The organism is Marinimicrobium sp. UBA4209, assembly GCF_002381585.1.
GTDB classification, from domain to species: Bacteria; Pseudomonadota; Gammaproteobacteria; order Pseudomonadales; family Cellvibrionaceae; genus Marinimicrobium; species Marinimicrobium koreense.
The window spans coordinates 33808-36641 of the sequence record NZ_DFTP01000005.1; the positions used below are offsets into that span (position 1 = coordinate 33808).

3 protein-coding genes are annotated in these 2834 nt (G+C 59.3%); 2 read left to right on the plus strand and 1 reads right to left on the minus strand.

Going from position 1 to position 2834, the window contains the following annotated elements; all coding sequences use genetic code 11:
- Both B3187_RS01105 and B3187_RS01110 read left to right on the plus strand, forming a co-directional pair.
- A partial coding sequence (locus B3187_RS01105) for an EamA family transporter (RefSeq protein ID WP_286804264.1) occupies positions 1-325 on the plus strand: 325 nt, incomplete at its 5' end.
- 76 nt (positions 326-401) lie between these two features.
- A complete protein-coding gene (locus tag B3187_RS01110) occupies positions 402-1511 on the plus strand; it encodes a helix-turn-helix transcriptional regulator (RefSeq protein WP_286804265.1) in 1110 nt (369 codons plus the stop codon).
- A gap of 55 nt (positions 1512-1566) precedes the next feature.
- Here the strand turns inward: B3187_RS01110 and B3187_RS01115 are convergent.
- Positions 1567-2834: glycoside hydrolase family 2 TIM barrel-domain containing protein (locus B3187_RS01115; RefSeq protein ID WP_286804266.1), on the minus strand; the 1268-nt coding region annotated here is incomplete at its 5' end.

The following is a 2834-nucleotide window of genomic DNA, read 5'->3' on the forward strand; positions in this document are numbered from 1 at the left end:
CATTCGTGCGGTGCCGATGGCCGTGGTATTGAGTGTGTTGTTTTACTCAAGCGTGGAGATCGCGCCCCTTGGGGCGCTTTACGCGGTGGCGTCGGGCGCGTTGGCCTCCGGCCTGGGGTATGCGATCTGGTATATGGCACTGCCCCATCTAAGGGCCACGACGGCGGCCACGATCCAGTTGAGTGTCCCCGCTTTGGCGGCGGTCGGCGGCGTGATCGTTTTATCGGAGCCGGTGACGCTGAGGTTGGCCGTGTGCTCTATCGCCATCCTGGGCGGGGTGGGGCTGTTTATTGCCAGCAAGCGTGGCACAGCTGGTAGCCAATGATCGACGAAAAAAAGGTAAGATGAGCGTTTGTCAGGATCAAGTTCAATAATAAAAATGTGATTTCAGGGTAAATAACATGGCAGTGATGCTGCAAAATGAGCCTGAACTGTTGCAGGCGCTTTATCATTCTCTTACTGACCGGGAAGGTTTTCATGCTTTTCTCGAAAAGCTGACTCTCGCCATTGGCGGTTGTGCGGCGCAGTTGCTGGTGATTCAGCGTCAGCCGTTGCGTATGGAGCACCTTTGGTATCACGGCCTGACCCGGGAGTTTCTGGACTGGTATCTGGAAAACAACATGATTGCTCAGGATGTGGTGACCAATCAGGCGGTCAAACAGTCCCCGGGCCTATTTCAGTCCGCTTTGCCCCTGTTGCCGGACTTCCGGCCCGACCAGGATTATTCCCGGTGGGAAAATGATCAGGATATGCTCGACTCGGCCTGGCTGGTGGTCGACACTACCCCTACCCATAGTATTGTACTGACCATTCAACGAACCGTGGCCCAAGGGCCTTATCAGCAGTCTGAGCTCGACTCACTCGATCGGTTGGTGCCGCATATCCGGCAGGCGGTTCAGTTGTATCGGCAACTGGAAGCACGCACTCAGGATGATGCCACTCTGGCCGCGGTGATTGACGTTCTTCCGGATGCCACCTTTTTGCTGGATAGCCTGGCGACAGTGCTGCACTCCAATAAAGCGGCCAAAGACCTGATAGACCGCGAGCGGTGCCTGGTGGTGCGCGACCAACGTTTTAACTTTGCCGAACAGGATGTACACCGAGCCTTCTTCCGGGCATCGGCGATGGTCGTCCGATCCAGCATGGGCAAGGAAGACTATTGTAGTGAGACGCTGTTTCTCAAACGGGCGGGGCGAAGCCCTTTGATTTTTGTGATACGTCCCATTGAGAGTGGCGAGCTATTGGCCGGTGGGGCTCTGGTAACGGTCTATGAGCCGGATAGCAGGCCTCTTCCCCGCGCGGTACACATCGCCAGCTACTTTGATCTGAGCAGTGCGGAGGCTCAGGTTTGCGAGAGGTTGGTGGCGGGGCGTGAAGTGCAGGCAATAGCCGATGAGCTTGGGCGCAGTGTTGAAACCGTGCGCTCTCATCTCAAGCATATTTTCCAGAAAACGGGTTGTTCGCGACAGGGAGAGTTGATCAGTCGGGTGCTGGCGGCGCTGTTAAGGTAGGCAGGTATCCGGCCCGGGGACGGATACCTGCCTATTGACCCTTCTGTAACGTCTGTTACTCGTGGTCTTCGGCGCTACCGACAAAGAAGGGCACGTTGGCGGCGGCGGCCCGGTTGTGCTCCGTGGTCACATAGGCAAACAGCCGGTAGGGACCAGTTGCGTCCGGAGCGGTGAAGCGCATGGTGCCGTTGCCCTGGTCTTCCACGATCAGGCCCGGAACGCTCTCCGGCCGGTCCTCCCGGTCGCCGCCGGATTTGATGTCGGTGCTCTCCGGCAGGAACTCCCAACGAATGTTGAAAGGCTCGTTGTCCGGATGCGTCACGCTCAGGGTGACCTCGTAGGTTTCGCCCGGCTGAAGATAAATGCTGTCATAGGCCGTCTGATCGTCGATCCGGAAGGATTGGATGCTCGGCGCGCGGTGTTCGGGCCATTCGCCGCTCCACAGGTGGTGCATGGTGTCGACCACTTCGGTGGCGTGGCCGGATTCCAGGAACAGGCCGTACCAGGTGGGTGTGGTTTCCTGTTTTTGCCCCCACAGGAAGGCGTAGGAACCCAGCCCTTTTTCCTCGTCGGCGAGGATGGCGGATTCATAGCGCTGTCGGTAGGCGGCGGCTTTTTCGGTGCTGGTCTGCTCGATGGGGACACCCCAGGCGGTGTTGGCAATTTCCCAGTGCCCGGTTGGGCCCCATTCGGTGACGGCGTAGGCGCCTGGCCAGCCGACGTCCCGCACCTTCTGGGGTAGGGTGTCGAGTTCGCCGTAGGTGTTTATGCTCAGGTAATCAATGCTGGGCACCCGCTCCTGGATCAGGTCGGACTTTTCCTGATCAATGCCGGCGGTCACGGTGGTGATCAGGTGGTGCGGGTCAAGCTCCCGAATCATCCGGGCGATGTCTTCCACCGCGTACCAGACGTTGGTGTCGGTGTAGAACAGGTCCAGCTCGTTNNCCCAGGTGAGCAGGGCGGGATGGTCTTTGTAGCGCAGTACCTGCTCCCGGATTTGCGCTTTCTGTGCTTTTACCGCCTCTTCGTCACTGTAATCAAAGCCGTGGCGCTCTTTGCCCATGCGCAGCCCCAGCATGACCGTCAGGCCGTGCGCCTGGGCTTCGTCGAGAATGCGTTCGGCGTTATCGGTGTCCCAGGTGCGCACCGAGTTCGCGCCCGCCTCGGCCAGTTGCTCCAGGCGACTGGTGCCGCCCGCGCCTCTGATGAAGTAGGGATCGCCTTCCCGATAAATCGAGTAGTGGCCATTGTCGTCCTGCTTGAGGGTCGCCGGAACGGCCTGGGAGTCGGTGGATGGCTGCTCGGCCGTGTCGGTTGGACCGC